The 16,780-nt window shown below is 50.3% G+C and carries 16 protein-coding genes; 5 read left to right on the forward strand and 11 right to left on the reverse strand.

The annotated features are described in order from the left end of the window. Positions 1 to 43: 43 nt before the first annotated feature. Positions 44 to 958: a cysteine synthase A gene (gene cysK, locus ACFO4L_RS13485; protein WP_377910327.1), complete on the forward strand. Its 915-nt coding sequence runs from the start codon at positions 44 to 46 to the stop codon at positions 956 to 958. Between the two features lie 65 nt (positions 959 to 1,023). On the opposite strand, the gene ACFO4L_RS13490 is transcribed toward cysK, so the two are convergent. After that, complete coding sequence (locus tag ACFO4L_RS13490; protein ID WP_377910197.1) at positions 1,024 to 2,193, reverse strand: MFS transporter; 1,170 nt, start codon at positions 2,191 to 2,193, stop codon at positions 1,024 to 1,026. Between the two features lie 188 nt (positions 2,194 to 2,381). Here ACFO4L_RS13490 and ACFO4L_RS13495 point away from each other — a divergent pair, with 188 nt between their 5' ends. Together ACFO4L_RS13495 and ACFO4L_RS13500 are read left to right on the forward strand one after the other, a co-directional pair. Then, positions 2,382 to 2,567 (forward strand): putative motility protein, encoded by a 186-nt coding sequence (locus tag ACFO4L_RS13495; RefSeq protein ID WP_377910198.1) that lies wholly within the window; start codon positions 2,382 to 2,384, stop codon positions 2,565 to 2,567. A 75-nt stretch (positions 2,568 to 2,642) separates the two neighbouring features. Then, positions 2,643 to 2,861 carry a DeoR family transcriptional regulator gene (locus tag ACFO4L_RS13500; protein WP_168005232.1) on the forward strand — a complete coding sequence of 73 codons (219 nt, stop codon included), beginning with the start codon at positions 2,643 to 2,645 and terminating at the stop codon, positions 2,859 to 2,861. A 49-nt stretch (positions 2,862 to 2,910) separates the two neighbouring features. Here ACFO4L_RS13500 and ACFO4L_RS13505 read toward each other — a convergent pair whose 3' ends face one another. The 3 genes from ACFO4L_RS13505 to ftsW all read right to left on the reverse strand — a co-directional run bounded on the left by ACFO4L_RS13505 (position 2,911) and on the right by ftsW (position 6,107). After that, positions 2,911 to 3,618: a pseudouridine synthase gene (locus tag ACFO4L_RS13505; RefSeq protein WP_377910199.1), complete on the reverse strand. Its 708-nt coding sequence runs from the start codon at positions 3,616 to 3,618 to the stop codon at positions 2,911 to 2,913. Positions 3,619 to 3,689: 71 nt separating this feature from the next. Beyond that, positions 3,690 to 4,865 (reverse strand): rod shape-determining protein RodA, encoded by a 1,176-nt coding sequence (rodA, locus tag ACFO4L_RS13510; RefSeq protein WP_377910200.1) that lies wholly within the window; start codon positions 4,863 to 4,865, stop codon positions 3,690 to 3,692. 12 nt (positions 4,866 to 4,877) lie between these two features. After that, on the reverse strand, positions 4,878 to 6,107 hold the full coding sequence (gene ftsW, locus ACFO4L_RS13515; protein ID WP_377910201.1) for a putative lipid II flippase FtsW: 1,230 nt from the start codon (positions 6,105 to 6,107) through the stop codon (positions 4,878 to 4,880). Positions 6,108 to 6,421: 314 nt separating this feature from the next. On the opposite strand from ftsW, the gene ACFO4L_RS13520 reads away from it, so the two are divergent. Continuing rightward, on the forward strand, positions 6,422 to 6,763 hold the full coding sequence (locus ACFO4L_RS13520; protein ID WP_377910202.1) for a winged helix-turn-helix transcriptional regulator: 342 nt from the start codon (positions 6,422 to 6,424) through the stop codon (positions 6,761 to 6,763). Between the two features lie 104 nt (positions 6,764 to 6,867). Here the strand turns inward: ACFO4L_RS13520 and ACFO4L_RS13525 are convergent, their stop codons facing one another. The 4 genes from ACFO4L_RS13525 to ACFO4L_RS13540 form a co-directional block, all read right to left on the reverse strand. Then, entirely contained in the window at positions 6,868 to 8,478 is a 1,611-nt protein-coding gene (locus tag ACFO4L_RS13525; protein ID WP_377910203.1) for a putative polysaccharide biosynthesis protein, read from the reverse strand. A gap of 25 nt (positions 8,479 to 8,503) precedes the next feature. Then, positions 8,504 to 8,905, reverse strand: coding sequence for a secondary thiamine-phosphate synthase enzyme YjbQ (locus tag ACFO4L_RS13530; RefSeq protein ID WP_377910204.1), 402 nt, complete (start codon positions 8,903 to 8,905; stop codon positions 8,504 to 8,506). A gap of 1 nt (position 8,906) precedes the next feature. Further along, positions 8,907 to 9,707, reverse strand: coding sequence for a pyrroline-5-carboxylate reductase (gene proC / locus ACFO4L_RS13535; protein ID WP_377910205.1), 801 nt, complete (start codon positions 9,705 to 9,707; stop codon positions 8,907 to 8,909). Between the two features lie 197 nt (positions 9,708 to 9,904). Further along, positions 9,905 to 10,597 carry a hypothetical protein gene (locus tag ACFO4L_RS13540; protein ID WP_377910206.1) on the reverse strand — a complete coding sequence of 231 codons (693 nt, stop codon included), beginning with the start codon at positions 10,595 to 10,597 and terminating at the stop codon, positions 9,905 to 9,907. 338 nt (positions 10,598 to 10,935) lie between these two features. On the opposite strand from ACFO4L_RS13540, the gene ACFO4L_RS13545 reads away from it, so the two are divergent. After that, positions 10,936 to 12,207: a BaiN/RdsA family NAD(P)/FAD-dependent oxidoreductase gene (locus ACFO4L_RS13545; RefSeq protein WP_377910207.1), complete on the forward strand. Its 1,272-nt coding sequence runs from the start codon at positions 10,936 to 10,938 to the stop codon at positions 12,205 to 12,207. Positions 12,208 to 12,474: 267 nt separating this feature from the next. Here the strand turns inward: ACFO4L_RS13545 and ACFO4L_RS13550 are convergent, their stop codons facing one another. The 3 genes from ACFO4L_RS13550 to ACFO4L_RS13560 all read right to left on the reverse strand — a co-directional run bounded on the left by ACFO4L_RS13550 (position 12,475) and on the right by ACFO4L_RS13560 (position 16,748). Beyond that, a complete protein-coding gene (locus tag ACFO4L_RS13550; RefSeq protein WP_377910208.1) occupies positions 12,475 to 12,750 on the reverse strand; it encodes a hypothetical protein in 276 nt (91 codons plus the stop codon). A 160-nt stretch (positions 12,751 to 12,910) separates the two neighbouring features. Beyond that, on the reverse strand, positions 12,911 to 15,325 hold the full coding sequence (leuS, locus tag ACFO4L_RS13555) for a leucine--tRNA ligase (RefSeq protein WP_377910210.1): 2,415 nt from the start codon (positions 15,323 to 15,325) through the stop codon (positions 12,911 to 12,913). 229 nt (positions 15,326 to 15,554) lie between these two features. Beyond that, the gene (locus ACFO4L_RS13560) at positions 15,555 to 16,748 is read right to left on the reverse strand and encodes an MDR family MFS transporter (RefSeq protein WP_377910211.1); all 1,194 of its coding nucleotides are present in this window, start codon (positions 16,746 to 16,748) and stop codon (positions 15,555 to 15,557) included. Positions 16,749 to 16,780 lie beyond the last annotated feature (32 nt).

The raw sequence follows: 16,780 nt of genomic DNA on the forward strand, positions 1-16,780 counted from the left end.
GTTTTAGAAAGGATGAACCGGATTGAGCAGAGTAGTCAATTACATGGATGAACTGATCGGGGATACGCCTCTAGTAAAACTTCAGCGGCTTCCCGATAAAAATGGAGCACAGGTATACTTGAAGCTTGAGTTTATGAATCCAAGCGGCAGCGTCAAAGACAGAGCCGCCTCCAATATGATTGAACAGGCAGAGAAAGACGGTATTCTGCACCCTGATTCGGTTATCATTGAACCAACATCAGGCAACACCGGGATCGGACTGGCGATGAATGCTGCTGCGAAAGGCTATCGTGCGATTTTAACGATGCCGGATACGATGTCCCAAGAGCGGATTAACCTGCTGAAAGCCTACGGTGCCGAAGTGGTGCTAACACCGGGCGACAAAAAAATGCCGGGTGCCATTGAGAAGGCGCGGCAGCTGACAGAAGAAATCCCGAACGGCTTTATGCCCATGCAGTTTGAAAACGGTGCTAACCCGGATGCCCACCGAAAAACGACCGCACTGGAAATTAAGGAAGCGATGAAGCAGATTGACGGACAGTTTGCTGCTTTTGTTGCTACTTCCGGTACTGGCGGAACGATAACAGGCACAGGTGAAGAGCTTCGCAGCTCCTATCCGGACGTTGAAATTCACGTGGTCGAACCAAAAGGGTCTCCCGTGCTATCCGGCGGAAAACCTGGCCCGCACAAGCTTGTCGGAACGTCTCCCGGCTTTATTCCCCCTATCTTAAACGAAGAGGTGTACGGGAAAATTCACCAGATATCCGATGAGGATGCATACGAGGCTGCCAGAGGGCTGGCAAGAGAAGAAGGCATACTTGTAGGGCCCTCCTCCGGCGCAGCGTGCTATGCAGCAATGGAAACAGCCAAGAAATTTGGTCCGGACGATGTCGTTGTTGCGATTGCCTGCGATACGGGTGAACGCTACTTGAGTACGGATCTGTTTCAGTTCGATTAAGCTAATCAGCAAAAAAGAACCCGTCACAGCTTACATGCTGTAACGGGTTCTTTTTACGTACTGAATCAGCCGCTTTCTTTTTTTACGATGTGAGGCTGTCGCGAGGCAAGCACAAACAGCAGAAAAGCACCAATCAACGTCATGACTCCGTAAAATAAGTAAACGGCAAGAATCGAGTGCAGATCGATAAGCAGACCTGCTGACATGCTGAAGAAAAAGGCGCCGACGCCGTTACCGACAGCTGCGTACACAGACACTGCTGTCGCTTTGACCTCTGCGGGGGCAATTTCCGTCACGTACTGAAGCGCTGCCGGCACGAAGAGACCAATGCTGAAACCTTGCATGATGGTTGTCGCATAAATCCAGACAGGATCCGGTTCGAAAGAATAAAAGATCCACCGGACGCCGGAAACAAACGCTGCTGCAAAGAGAATCGTTAAGATGCCGCGCCGTTGAATCCAGGCTCCAGCCCACCGCATAAACGGCACCTCGCTCCCTGCCGCCAGTAAAAAGGCGAAGCCTACACCGGCAAGCGTTCCTCCGGCAAACTGAATCAGCACCCCAAAGTAAAAGTTGTTTGCCATTATCGGTCCGTAGACGAGAAATGTAATCACTAAAAACAACGGGAACCCTCTCACCTTCATCAGCCGCTTCATGCCTCCGCGGACATCGACGACCGTGGAGCCGGCCTCATTCGGCATATGGCGGGAAAAGAGGGCACCTGCAAATAATACGGCAGCAAAGCCGTAAAAGATGACTTCCAGACCGATCAGATCAGACGCGTTTCCCATGATCCATACAGCAACAGCAAACCCGACTGCTCCCCACATCCGAATTTTCCCGTAATCGCCGCCTTCACGTTTCGTATAGTTCATGGCGATACTATCGGAGAGTGGAATCAGTGCGCTTTGAAACAAAGCAATCAAAGAAGCTGTAAGGACAAAATAGATATATTCCTGTGCGAATAAATACGTGAAGCCGGAAACCCCTGCTCCGACTGAAGCGACAGTCAACAGCAGCTTGGGCCGCTTCGTATAATCACTAAGCATCCCCCACAGCGGCTGAATCAGGATCATGACGATTGGACCGATGGAGGTGATGACGCCAATCTGTGCCCCACTCAGCTGTACCTCATCCTGCAGATAGACCGTAAGCAGCGGGAACAGCCCGCCAAATCCAAAGTAAATGAAGAAAAAATAGCCCTTCATGTAAAAAACCGGATTACGCTGTTTCATTTCAACATCCCTGACTTTCTATGTATTTTGCATGACGATTACCAGTATACGTCAACTATCGCGGTATTCCCACTATAAAAACCGAACGTTTCACGTCCGGTTTACGAAAGTTTTACGAATTTTACATTCAATTCGCTTTACGTAACACGTCAATTTAGGTAAAATTAGTGCAAAGGAGGGGAAAGCGATTGGATATTAGTTCCATGATGAACGCTCAGGCCAGGCAGCTCCAGCATACTGTGAGCCTCAGCCTCATGCAGAGCGCGCTGTCCACCCAGGCCGCACAGAGCATAAACATGCTTCAGGCACTGGATTCCGCCGTACAGGAGGCTCCTCATCCTTACGCCGGAAAACGAGTTGATGTGAGCGTGTAGAAGCCCTTCCTGGTCTTTCTGCGCTTGATGTTTCAGCGATTTACACTGGAGTAACAAACTTGAAGGAGTGGTTTTTTGAAGCCGTCAACCGATCGTATGTTAACTCGCATTAAATCTGTGTATCTCTACATTAATCAGAAAGGAAACGTGACGACGAAAGAGCTCACGGAAGAGTTCGGAACGACTGAACGAACCATTCAGCGCGACTTAAACGTGCTGGAATATAATGGTCTGGTCACCACGCTTGAACGGGGTGTCTGGACGACAACCGGCAAGAAAACAAAAGTATCTTGAGAACAAATCACTTGAAGCAGCGTTTTACGGACGCAGCTTCTTTTTTTGTTTACCTCTGCTTCATCAGCCTGGCCAGCTCCTGCTCGGTAAGCTCCCTGTATTCGCCTCGTTTCAAGTCTTCATCCAATACGAGCGGTCCCATTCTGACCCGCTCCAGCTCTGCGACATGGCTCCCGCAGGCTGCGATCATCCGTTTTACTTGATGATATTTCCCTTCTTGAATCGTCAGGAATATGACAAGCGGATCGTCGGTATGGCTGACCTGTGCCGGCTTCGTTTCCAAGCCGTCCTCAAGCGTCATTCCTTCCTTTAATCGCTGTTCTCCCTCTGCTGAAAGCGGACGTGCTAAATGAACACGATACTCTTTATCCACCTTGTGCTTTGGCGAGGTCAGCCGGTGCGCCAGCTTTCCATCGTTCGTCAGCAGCAGCAGACCCGTCGTATCCTTATCCAGCCTGCCGATCGGAAATGGCTCAAACAGCTGGTCTTCCGGTTCCAAAATATCTACGACCGTTTCCTGAACAGCATCTTCCGTCGCAGACAAAAGTCCGTCCGGCTTATTCATCATTAAATAGATGTGTGTTCTATAGATGACTGGTTCCCCAAACACTTCAAGCTTCTGCTCATCCGGATAGACATGTGTTTTTCCGCTCGGCACCACTTCACCGTCGGCAGTCAGCGCCTTTTCCCTAAACAGTTTTTTTACGTCTTTTCTGGACCCGTATCCCAAATCAGCAAGCAGTTTATCTGCTCTCATGATCATGACCTCCTTATTTACATACGATTAGATAAAGGCTTCAGGGAGAGTCCCGAAGCCTTTATCTTTCGTTATTCTTCTTCGCCAAACATGTAATGCTTCGTTCGTATGTTGACGTTCAACACGATTCCGATCGCCAGCATATTCGTGACCAGGGCACTTCCTCCGTAGCTGATAAACGGCAGTGCGAGACCTGTGATCGGCACAACACCAATAGTCATGCCAACGTTCTGGAAAATCTGGAAAACGAGCAGTCCAACAACCCCTGCCGTCAAATACGTGCCAAATGAATTGTTACACGTAAATGCAATCAGCACCATTCGGTACAGCAGCAGGAAGTAGATAACCATCAGCACCGTGGCTCCGATGAATCCGAACTCCTCTGCGATCACCGTGAAAATGAAGTCCGTGTGCAGCTCTGGAATAACACCGCTTTGAGATTTCACTCCCTGCGTGAATCCGCTCCCGTACAGTTGTCCGGCTCCGATCCCCTGCAGTGCATGATAGAGCTGATAGCCTTCCCCGCCGATGTTCGCAGTAGGGTCCAGCCACGCATAAATACGTGACAGCTGGTGAGGCCGGATGACCTGCGTGAACAGTTCAAACGCATTGTTGTGGAGCCAGACAAGTCCGGCGACTGCAGAAAGCGCCATCGTCACGAGCAGTCCAATCATTCGGAAAGTTACCCCTGCCATTAAAATCATGATTGCAATCATCGCCAGGATAACGAGCGCCGTTCCAAGGTCCGGCTGAATTAAAATAAAAGCAAACGGCGGCAGGCCGACTCCCAGTATTTTGGAAACGACAATCACGTCCGATTTGAATGTTTTAGGACGCGGCGACCGCGTAATGGTAAACAGCAGATGCGCCAGAGAAATCAGAATAAAAATCTTTACGAACTCCGACGGCTGAAACGTAAACACACCCGGAATGCCAAGCCAGCGCTGGGCACCGTTTACTTCGATGCCGAACAAGTGGGTGGCAACGAGTAAAATCATGCTCACGGCATAAAGCGGAATTGAAAGATGCTTAAACAGATCGTAATCGATCACCATCGCTGAAATCAGAAGCACTGTTCCGACAGAGAACCAGAGAATCTGACGCTGGACGAAATACGACGGTGCCACGCCGTACTGTCCGGATGTCGCAGCGCTGTAAATCGCGACGAGACTGATGCACATCAGTACAAATAAAAAGAATAATAATGTATAGTCCAGCTGTTGAAACGGACTTTTTCGTTCCTGCATAGTTCCACCCTCTTACACGCCCCGGGAAACAGAGGTCCTTTCGAACGTCCCTTCGTCGTGCATTTCCTTATTATCAGAAGCATAACTCTCCCGTTCTTTTTCCGTTTTTCTCGATATATTTGCGAGAATTCCAATTCCGGCAAGGGTAACGAGAAGCGATGAACCGCCATAGCTTAAAAACGGGAACGGTATTCCTGTGATTGGCAGAAAACCGCTGACGGCACCAGAGTTGAAGATCACCTGTATAGCAAGCTGTGAGACAATACCAAATGCGAGCAGACTGCCGAACGTATCCCGGCAGCGAACACCGATGAGAAAGCCGCGTCCAATAATGAACGCCACGCCGCCAAGTGCCAGCAGCACCCCTAAAAAGCCGAGCTCTTCACTGACGATGGCGAGAATAAAATCCGTATGAGCCTCCGGTAAATAAAACAGCTTCTGGACGCTTTGACCAAATCCAGCCCCGGTTAGTCCTCCGTGCGCAATCGCAATATACGACTGCACCAGCTGAAAGCCGTCTGACTGCTCCAGTTCAAACGCATTGACAAATCCAGTGATCCGGTTCATCCGGTATTCGGCAGAGCTGGCATAATAATAAAGACCAGCGCCAGCAAGCGCACCAAGCGATATCATGTGAAAAAAGCGGGCTCCGGAATAAAACGCGATCAGCCCTGCAACGAGCACAATCGACGTGCCGGTACCGAGATCCGGCTGCATCATGATTAAAATAAACACACCCGCTGTAATCAAAAGCGGCGGAAAAAGACCGCTTTTAAAGTCATGGATATATGATTGTTTGCGTGAATAAATATATGCCAGATAAATAATCATGCCAAGCTTTACGAATTCAGACGGCTGGATCGTAAAGCCTCCGATTGCAATCCAGCGCGTTGCTCCGTTCACCGTATGACCGACTCCCGGAAGGGCAACAAGGATCAGCATCGCCACAGACGCCAGCAGAATAAGCGGAACGAGACGTCTGAAATGACGGTATGGAAAGAACATAAAAAAAAGGAACCCGAGACCTCCGAGCACAACCCAGATCAAATGCCGATCAAAAAAGTATGTGACATCGCCGTAATTTTGATATCCCTGCACGAAGCTTGCACTGTACACCATAATCAGTCCAAACGCTGTCATAACGACGACCGCTGTGATCAAATACCAGTCTATGTAAAGCTTCGATTTGCTTTCCTCCACCGTTCCGCCCCCCTTCTGCACCCTATTGTCCAATGCTCCCATTATAGCAGATGCCCCCTACCCCTGAAAGGTACTTTGGCAGGGAAAGAGGAAATCTCATAATGCGTTGCGCTTTCAACCTTCATCGCAGGTGCAGCTGAACCGGTTTTTTAGCAAAGACCGAAGAACGCATTCCCTCCATACTGCTGTCAGCGGACGCTCTCACTTGTTATCCACCTCCAGCTATTAAACAAAAGTTTGTTTCTTTAAAAAAGTTCATTGTTGGCGTTCTATTCCGCAAATCGGATATATTGTGTTATAATAGACAAACAACTGTTTAGGTATATGCATCAGCATATAAAGAGAGGTGAACCTACATGGAAGAGTTAGCGATGTGCCCAAAGTTCGAATCGGCTTTTCAACTTCTCGGCAAACGCTGGAACGGCTTGATTATCCGTGTGCTTCTGCATGGACCGGCACGGTTCCGCGATATTTCTTCTAACATTCCCAATATGAGCGACAAAATGCTCGTCGACCGGCTGAAGCAGCTGGAAGAGATCGGTATCGTCAAACGTCACGTCTACCCGGAAACACCGGTGCGTATAGAGTATACTCTCACGGACAAAGGAAGAGCGTTAGAATCCGCTCTTGATGAAATTCAGGCGTGGGCAGAAGCATGGGTCCCTGGCGAAACCCCGCAGGAATCCGTGCAAAATTAACAATCAAGCAGTGCCGAAGATCAACAAATGATCTTCGGCACTGCTTTGTTATAAGCAGATTTTTTAAGGGTTGAACAGGTTCGGTTCGTCTGCTTCCGGTTCTGCTATTTATTCAGCATGGAAAACCGGTGGCCGAGAACCTTTCCGGCAAGACCTGACCGAAACGCCAGATTTAAATAAACGATGACGCCTGCTGTAACCGAGATTCCAAGGACGAGCAGACCGTTCCCCTGGCTAGTGACCGGCCAAATTCGCTGCAGACCAAAGGAAATATACCAGGTGACAAGCACCATAATCAGCGAGTAAACTCCTACTTGCATGAATCGTTTACGTACAAGCCGGTAATCAAAATCAGCATAGTAGCCGATCGCCCAAATATTGATACAAACCGACAGCAGATATCCTCCAAATGTAGCGTAAACGCCGCCTTCCGGACCAAACCAGCCGATAAATAAGCTGTTAAACGCGACCTTAAACAAAAGACCTGCAGCAAGTGACACGACAGCCATCCGCTGCTTCTCCATTCCCTGCAGCAGGGAAGCCGTTACGGCAAACACAGCAAAAAAGACGGCAACCGGTGCATAGTTGCGTAAAATAGACGCGCCCGCCGTTACTTCTTCAGCAAACAAAGCGCCATATGCCGGCACTGCGAGCACCATCAGGCCAGCCGCTGCCGGCACTGTCAAAAACAAAATGATCTGATAGGTCTGTGTAATCGTCCGCTGCAGCTTTTCGGTATCGTTCTGGGTGTACGCCGCTGTAATCGTCGGCAGAATCGTAAGCGACATGGCCGTAGCAAGCGACACCGGAATCATAATCAGCTTATGGGACGTTTGCGTAAAGGACGCAAAAAAGGTTTCTGCCTGTGTATCCGTGTAGCCAGCTGCCATCATCGCCGGATTAAATGTCCATAGGTCAATCATCTGGTACAGCGGAATGGCAAGACCTACGAAGGACAGCGGCAGTGCATATCTGAGCAGTTCCCGGTACATTTTTCCGAGCGGCAGCTGATGATCAACCGTACTGCGGCTGACCATTTCCTGCAATCCGGCATACCGCTTTTTCCAATACCAGAGCAGCACAGCAAGTCCGCCGAGCGCTCCGGCAAAGGCACCAAAAACGGCAAAGCCGATTGCGGTGCCCAGCTGCCCGTCGAATGTATACAAAATCAAGTACGTAAGGACCAGAATAAAGACAATCCGGACAATTTGTTCAATTACCTGCGAAACGGCTGTTGGCCCCATAGACTGGTTTCCTTGGAAAAATCCGCGAATGATGGCCATAAGCGGCACGACAATCAGGGCCGCGCTGACCATGCGAATCGTGAAAACAGCGTCTGCTACTGTATTTCCTTCCAGGTTATCCGGGTCAAGCACTCGGTTCGCAATGACCTCTGCAGAAAAAAACAGGACAAGAAAGGCGATAAAGCCGGTGACGCCCATGACGATCAATCCTGACTTTAACAGCCGTTGTCCGGTGTGATAATCACCGAGCGAATTGTATTTTGAAACGAATTTGGACACCGCAAGCGGTATGCCGAGCGTCGCAAGGCTGAGCAGCACAGTATACGGCAAGTACCCGTATGCATACAGTGCAAGCCCCTGGTGACCTACAAGATACGTGAATGGGAATATGTAAATAAATCCGAGAAACTTCGTTAAGAAAATGCCTGCGGTCAGCACCATCGTTCCCCGGATCAGCTGTTGATCTGACATAATGACCTTCTCTCCTGCCTGTTAATCAGCCTGCTGAGACTTTCACATGAACGTTTCTCTTACGCGGGCCGTCAAATTCACAAAAATAAATTCCTTGCCAAGTTCCAAGCAGAAGCCTGCCTTCGTGGACAATCAGCGTCTGCAGCGTGCCTACTGTCGATACTTTCAAATGAGACGCCGTATTTCCCTCCATATGCCGGTCCTGCGGATGGTCCCACGGGTACACGTCATTGAACCGGTTCAGCATATCTTTCTTCACATCCGGATCGGCGTTCTCATTTACCGTGATTCCTGCTGTCGTGTGAGCCGATTGAATGTACACGAGCCCATCTTTAATGCCCGATTCATTAATCACCTGCTGCACCCGGTTTGTCAGGTCTACGATTTCATCCCTTGATGATGTTGTTACCTCAAGTGTTTTCAGCATATTACGTATTCCCTCCTGCGTGACGGTTTACTGCTGCTACCGCCTGTTTCATAATTCGGTCTACGTCATACGTTTCAAGCACGTGTAGCCCCTCAGCTGTGGAGCCGCCTGGTGATGCAACCTGTTCAATCAATTCTTTTGGATCTTTCCCGGAAGCAAGCATCGCAGCTGAGCCTTTCATCATCTGCACCACAAGCCGCTGCGCCTGCTCCTGCGAGATTCCGGAGGCTGCGGCCGCTTCCTGGAGCGATGAGGCAATGTAATACATAAAGGCTGGAGCACTGCCTGTCACAGCCGTCAGCTCGTGCACCTGCCTGGCCGTCAATTCTTCTGCCGGTCCAATTGCATGAAGCAGTCCTTCAATCAGCGGCCGATGAGTCGATGTTACAGCACGTCCGCAAACAAATGTCGACATCGATTCTCCAATTTGGGCTGCAGTATTCGGCATGATCCAGCAAACAGGTGCCTCTGCCGGAAGCCTTGCTTCCATAAAATCCGGATCAATACCAGCTGCGAGCGTGACAATCAGCTGCCCTTTCCACAGCGGGGCTACAGCATCAAGCAAATCTCCATGTGCAGACGGCGGCGCAGCCAGCACAATGACATCATGGCGCTGCATCACTTGCAGCCAGTCGTCGGTCGTATGAACGCCGTAGTCAGCAGCAAGCCTCTCCCGTTTTTCCTGATTCGACTTATTCGCGACCGTTATCCGGTCGAACGGAGATCCATCGTCCGCTGCAATACCGGCAATGACGGCTTCTGCCATTCGTCCGGCGCCGATAAACAATATAGAACTGCCCATAGCTGTCATCCTCTCCTGTTTCGCTGCTATTATCGTAACATAAAGGAGCACAGAAAATGGAATACGTATCCCTATGATTTTTTCGAACAGTCCGGCAGTTCCTGTACATACGAAATCCGCCGCTATCTGACGGAAGAGCGACAAATCCTGTCATGAAAAAGCCTGCAAACCGTCTGAACGGCTGCAGGCTTAGTTGATCAACTGATGTTCTGCAGCTTTCGTTCCAGCTGCTTCAGCTTATTTTCTTCGCGGCTCGCTTTGTCGAACTGCTTCAGCTTGCGCTTCAGCCGGCCCTTCGTCCACGTAAAGTCAGCAATGTTCTTGTGGTTCAAATACGTTGCGAAGAAATCAAGGTGACCGCTCTCATACTTACTGGAGGCATCTACCGTATCGACATAACGTGCAAACGCTTCTGTAATCGGTGCTTCTTCCGGAATAAAGTCACCGTATACGTCCAGCAGACGGCGGAAGTTATTTTCCCGAAGCTTTGTTAAGAACGTCTGCAGAAACAGCTCTTCCTGCCCTTCGATTTGAAAGCCACGACGTTCCAGAAGGGTAATAAATATTTTCAGCTCGTTATGATAGAACGAGTAGGCTTTCCGCATTTCCTCTGTCATAGAAATGCTCATGCTGAATCTTCCCTCTGCCCGGGCATAAAGCAGATTCAGAAGAGCACGGTGCACTTCCGGCTTCAATAAAAATGTCGGATGAACGGTTTTAAGGTACCGTCCAACTTCCTGATTTAAAATAAACTGCTGGGACTGGGAACGCTCCAGTTCCTCCAGAGATCGTTTTTGTTCAAACTGCGCAAACTGCTCGATTCGCTCCTGGGTTTCCTGCATCCATACGGCACGCTTCTGTGAAATTTTTGTTTTAAGGCTTGTCAACATGTGACATCCTCCTCCCGATTCCTAAGTGATCTATTTTTATCTATTATCTCCACAGAGCAGTGTAGCACATCCGCCATGTAAATAAAACAGCGTTTTTGCGAAAAATCGATACAATTCCGCAGGTTGACCTCTTCTCAGTCCTGCTCAGCAGAAATAATCTTCTCATATCCCCGATTATAGGGATATAAAGCAGTTGAATCAACTTATCTGCTTTGTTAATGCTTACAGGAGCTTGCCCGCTTCATGAAGCGGTTTCTGCTGCTCAGCGCACGCTCGGTTGTGTTTTCCTTCATGCTGCCTTACAATCAGTTGAGATTGAACGTAAAGGAGCATGATGTATGCACGATGTAATTGTAATAGGAGGAGGTCCGGCTGGCCTTATGGCTTCTGCAGCAGCGGCAGAGCATGGCGCCCGGGTGCTGCTGCTCGATAAAGGGAATAAGCTGGGGCGGAAGCTTGCTATTTCCGGAGGCGGGCGCTGCAATGTGACCAACCGAGTGGACGCAGAAGAACTGATCCGTCATATCCCCGGCAACGGCCGGTTTATGTACAGTCCGTTCTCGGTCTTTAATAACGAAAACATTATCGCCTTCTTTGAGTCACTCGGAATCGAACTGAAGGAAGAAGACAACGGCCGCATGTTTCCGGTTAACGATAAAGCGATCGACGTCGTCCGTGCCCTGTTGGACCACGTTCGCCGGCACAAAGTGGAAATCCGCACGAAAACAGAAGTGCGCGACCTTCACTTTGAAGATGGCCGGGTGAGATCAGTAGAAACGGCGGACGGTACGATGCTTGAAGCTGGCGCGGTTATCGTTGCCGCAGGCGGTATGTCCGTTCCGCATACCGGTTCTACCGGGGACGGTTACCCTTGGGCCCGTAAAGCAGGACATACGATCACCGAGCTGTATCCAACGGAAGTGCCGATCACGCTGACCGATTCCTTTATCCGGTCGAAAGAGCTGCAAGGTCTGTCGCTTCGGGACGTGGCGCTGAGTGTTATTGATCCTAAAAAGAAAAAACCGATGAAGACGCATCGGGGAGACATGATCTTTACTCATTTCGGTATCTCCGGTCCAATCGGTCTCCGGTGCAGCCAGTACGTGATTAAAATGAAGAAGAAGCATAATGTCCGCTCTGTTGCCCTATGGATCGACCTGTTTCCAGAAGAATCAGCGGAGGATGTATTGCAGCGTCTGCAGACGATCATCAGAGGTGCACCTAAAAAAGCGGTCAAAAACGCGCTTCAGGGTGTCCTTCCTGAGCGGCTCCTTCCCCCGGCTATGCTGCTCGCAGGAGCTGAGCCGTCTGCTACCGGCTCTGAAACATCGCACGAGATTCTGCGGGAACTTGCAGCCGTCATGAAACGATTTCCACTGACTGCTGATGGCACGCTTTCCATCGAAAAAGCATTTGTAACCGGTGGCGGCGTCAGCGTGAAAGAGGTGTATCCAAAACGAATGGAATCCAAGCTGCAGCAGGGTCTCTTCTTCTGCGGCGAAGTCATGGATCTGCATGGTTATACTGGCGGCTATAATATAACAGTTGCCTTCTCCACAGGCTACACGGCCGGTTCCGCTGCAGCCGAAACTGCGGCCGCCTCCCTGTAACTGCTCGGATCACTATTAAAGAGGGCCCTCTTCAGAGTGTTGATAACGTTTTTTCAGGTGAATATCGTTGCATCTGCCTGCATCTGCGGACACTCGCTTTCCGGAGGGAACGGGCTCAGCTAACAGCTTCTTCCTTTCGTCAGAAGCGCTGGATCTTCGCCTCGTTCTGATCCTCCTGGAGTCGAGGTCCTCTGATTTGGCAGCTGGCTGTCCGATTGAAACGCCTGGTGATGCTTTCCACGAGCTTGTTCCATATGGATGGAACCTTTAGTTAGGCAACGCTTCGATGTCGAATAGGGATGCCAGTTCGTCAACGTATGCACGAAAAAAAGCCACAGCTTCAGCGATCGGGACATTTTTTTCCATCAAATAAATCCATTTCCCCTTCGTGTCCGGCGTGCCCGTGGAATCCGCGCAGCCTGAAGATCCCGTGCCGTTCAGACCTGCGAACGGCATCAACGCACGAGCGGAGCCGGACTGGGTCTTGAAGGCTTCTTGTAAGAAGCCGGTGTCCGAGTGAAGCCGTGCCTTTCTTCCCTTCATACAGGGGTTACCCTGAGAAATAGCTGAAGGCAAGCCCACGTCAGGCTTGGTAAACAGAGGGGATACACCATCAATCGAATAATCATGTAAGCTGATTGACTTTGTCAACAGCCTGAAGAGGGCCCTCACAGCATGGTGAGGGCCCTCTTTATCCTAGTTATTAATTTGCCACAATGTTGACGAGCTTGCCGGGAACAGCAATCACTTTGCGAATTGTTTTCCCGTTTGTTTCTTCTTGAATGCGGGCGTCGTCAAACGCTGCTTTTTCCAGGTCTTCCTTCGAAGCATCCTTTGCAACCTTCAGCTTGGCACGGACTTTGCCGTTTACCTGCACAACAATTTCAATTTCATCCTCAGTGAGCCAGCTCTCGTCATATACCGGCCAGGTAGCGAACGAAATCGTCGTATCATGGCCAAGCTTGTGCCAAAGCTCTTCACTGACGTGAGGTGCTACCGGCGAAAGCAGTTTGAGGAAGCCTTCCAGGTGGCTTCTGGACAATTTTTCCTGCTTGTATGCTTCGTTGACAAACACCATCAGCTGGGAGATACCTGTATTAAATCGAAGCGCCTCAAAGTCCTCGGTCACTTTTTTGACCGTCTGATGATACACGCGCGTCAGCGACTCGCTGCTCTGTTCGTCAACCACAACGTCACGAAGATGGTTCTCGTCGACGAAAAGTCTCCAGACACGGTCGAGGAAGCGGCGTGCTCCGTCGAGTCCGTTTTCGCTCCAGGCAATTGAAGCGTCCAGCGGTCCCATGAACATCTCATACAGGCGCAGCGTATCTGCCCCGTGAGAATCCATGATGACATCCGGATTCACCACATTCCCTTTAGATTTACTCATCTTCTCATTATTCTCCCCGAGGATCATACCTTGGTTGTACAATTTCTGGAACGGCTCCTTCGTATGCACAACTCCGATATCATAAAGCACCTTGTGCCAGAAACGCGCATACAGCAGGTGCAGCACAGCGTGCTCAGCTCCGCCGATATAAATGTCCACCGGCAGCCACTGCTTCAGCTTCTGCGGATCGGCCAGCTGTTCGCTGTTGTCCGGATCAATAAAGCGCAGGTAGTACCAGCAGCTGCCTGCCCACTGCGGCATCGTATTCGTTTCCCGGCGGCCCTTCATCCCGGTTTCCGGGTCGGTCACGTGCAGCCACGCTTCATTGTTTGCAAGCGGAGACTCCCCGGTTCCAGATGGCTTAAATTCGCTCATATCCGGCAGGGTCAGCGGAAGCTCCTCTTCAGGCACGGTGGTCATGGAGCCGTCTTCCCAGTGGATGACCGGGATTGGCTCGCCCCAATAGCGCTGACGGCTGAAGAGCCAGTCGCGCAGACGGTACGTAATCTGACGCTTGCCTTTTTTATGCTGTTCGAGCCAGTCGCACATAGCGGTAATAGCTTCTTCATTATTCAGGCCGTTAAGGAAGTCGGAGTTCACGTGCTCTCCGTCACCCGCGTAAGCTTCCTTCGACAAATCACCGCCGGCCACCACTTCCTTGATCGGCAGACCGAACTCCTGCGCAAACTCATAGTCACGTTCATCATGGCCCGGTACAGCCATAATCGCTCCTGTTCCGTAGGTTGCCAGTACATAATCGGCAATCCAGACCGGTACCTCTTCCCCGGTAACCGGATGCTCTGCATACCCGCCTGTAAATACACCCGTTTTATCTTTATTAAGCTCTGTACGCTCTAAATCACTTTTCAGCGCCACGCTTTTGCGGTAGGCTTCTACTTTTTCTTTCTGATCTTCTGTCATCACCTCATCAACATGACTGTGCTCCGGTGCCAACACAAGATAGGTGGCACCGTAAAGCGTATCCGGTCTCGTTGTAAAAACAGTGATTTCCTTGCCAGTTCCTTTCAAGCGAAAATCGACGTCGGCTCCTTCTGAGCGGCCGATCCAGTTGCGCTGCATATCCTTAATCGATTCCGGCCAGTCCAGCTCCTCCAGGTCCTCCAGCAGCCGATCCGCGTATTCCGTAATTTTAAGCATCCACTGCTTCATAGGCCGGCGCTCGACGGGATGGCCACCGCGCTCGCTTACGCCATCAATAACTTCCTCATTTGCAAGTACAGTTCCTAACGCAGGGCACCAGTTCACCGGGACTTCGTCCACATAAGCGAGCCCTTTGTTATAGAGCTGAATAAAAATCCACTGCGTCCATTTATAATAAGATTCGTGCGTCGTATTGATTTCCCGGTCCCAGTCGTAGGAAAAGCCGAGCGCCTTAATCTGGCGGCGGAATGTATCTACGTTCTGCTCTGTAAAAGAGCGGGGATGTTTTCCAGTGTCGAGCGCATACTGCTCCGCTGGAAGGCCAAACGCATCCCACCCCATCGGATGCAGTACGTTATATCCCTGCATCCGCTTCATGCGGGAAAGAATATCCGTAGCTGTATAACCTTCCGGATGCCCTACGTGAAGTCCGGCGCCAGATGGGTACGGGAACATGTCGAGTGCATAAAACTTTTTACGGGACGGATCTTCCGACGTTTTAAACGTCTTGTTATCCTCCCAATGCTTTTGCCATTTTGCTTCAATTTCCTGGTGTTGAAATGCCAACGAAACAACCTCCTGTAAATTCAATATATGTAAATAGGAAAGAAAAAGCTCCTTATCCCGGGGTATATGCCGGGACAGGAGCGTACCAGAATCTGCTTTTGCCGCCTACCTGCCAAAGAGTTCCGGGCCATCTTGCCGGCGGTCGTGGAGCAGGCTGCCGATGCCCTTCCAGACTTCACTGTCTATAGACGTGTATCGATACCATTGTATGCACCACTTCCCGCGTGTGTCAAGCGTTGTCGCGGGTAAAGCGAATGTGCGGAACGCCTTTATCGAATACGGCCGTCATGACAAACGGAATGATAAACAGCGCGGTGATAACGAGAAACAAAACCTGCATTCCGAATAGATCTGCCATCAATCCCCCGAAAAGCGGGCCGATCAATCTCCCGCCGGTTGCAATGCTGTTAACAATCCCCTGATAAAAGCCTGCTTTCCCTTCCGGTGCAAGCTGATGGGCAATGGTGGGAACCGCTGGCCAGACGAACATTTCACCGATTGTCAGGATAATCATTGCCGCTACAAACCCAGTATAAACATCTGTCTGGGAGAGCAGGAAAAAAGCTCCCATAAAGATAAACAGCCCAGTGTAAATCTGCGCTTTTAATGAATGGACCCACCGCTGAATAAAAAATCGAATTAGAGGCTGGCAAAAAATAATCATCGCGCCGTTTATCGTCCACAGCAGGCTGTAATAAGGAAGCGCAATGCCAATATCCTGCGTGTAAGCAGCGATGGTAGACGCCCACTGCGCGTAGGCAATCCAGCAAATAAGAAAGCCGGCACATAAAAGAGCAAGCGCACGGAACCTCCGCTTGTGCTCCAGTTTTTCAGCCTGTTCAAATACGTTGGACGCAGAGGCTGCCTGTCCGCCTCCCTGCAGCTGCCTTATGTAGATGATCGCCAGCATAAGAAAAATAACGTACAAAACGCCGTTTCCAAAAAACACAAAGTCGAACCGGAAGCTTGCCAGCAGTCCTCCAAGCGCAGAACCTAGAGCAACTCCGACATTTTGTGACACGTACATCGCATTAAATGGCCTTCTGCCTCCTTCCGGCCAAACCGATCCTGCTAAGGCATACATACACGGTATCATCATTCCCCCGCCAAATCCGAGAAAGACAAGACAGATGATGTAAGCCGTAAGAGACGTGTGCAGCACGGCCAGACTAAATGCAGCGGTCATGGCAATCAGCACACCGGCGATGATCGTTCGAAATCCGCCAATCAGATCGAAGAGACGTCCCCCAATCAAATTTCCTGTGACGCCAGCCATCGCATTCAGTGTCAGCACAGATCCAGCTACCGTCAGCGATTGCCCGAGCTCCTGAGACATATAAATCGTATTTAGCGGCCAAATAAAAGATGCCCCGGTGATGTTAATCGCCATGCCGATTACCAGAATCCAGATTGCTTTTGGCACCGTGTCACCTCCCGCACTCTTATTTATTCGTT

Source organism: Bacillus daqingensis (genome assembly GCF_042654445.1).
GTDB lineage: Bacteria > Bacillota > Bacilli > Bacillales > Salisediminibacteriaceae > Alkalicoccus > Alkalicoccus luteus.